The sequence below is a fragment of the Adlercreutzia equolifaciens genome, assembly GCF_029076695.1.
GTDB lineage: Bacteria > Actinomycetota > Coriobacteriia > Coriobacteriales > Eggerthellaceae > Adlercreutzia > Adlercreutzia equolifaciens_A.
The window spans coordinates 1-300 of the sequence record NZ_JARFIK010000417.1 but is presented as its reverse complement, the minus strand read 5'-3'; the positions used below and the strand labels follow the sequence as shown (position 1 = coordinate 300).

Genomic DNA, 300 nt, shown 5'->3' with positions numbered 1-300 from the left:
TCGGCCAGGGCCTTGCCGCTGCCGACGTGGCCCAGCAGATGCAGGGTGCCCTCGCCGGGGAGCTGACCCGCCCGTAAACTCTCACCTCCACCGATACGCATTGCGGTAATTGCAAAAAAGGTCACGATTCGTGACCTTTTTGCAATCTCTGGACCAAGTACATGCTGCAAAAGAGAGCCACCCTTTAGTGAAAAGCGAATCGCTTTGCCCTCGTCCACAACCGTTTGCAACATGGCAGTGACGACCGTCGTTGCAACAAGCCAACGCACGCGGCCACTTCGATCGACGCCAAACTCCGAC

1 pseudogene is annotated in these 300 nt (G+C 57.7%); it reads right to left on the bottom strand.

Going from position 1 to position 300, the window contains the following annotated elements:
- Nucleotides 1–269: pseudogene (locus PZH32_RS12980) on the bottom strand (hypothetical protein); the annotation flags it as partial.
- Nucleotides 270–300 lie beyond the last annotated feature (31 nt).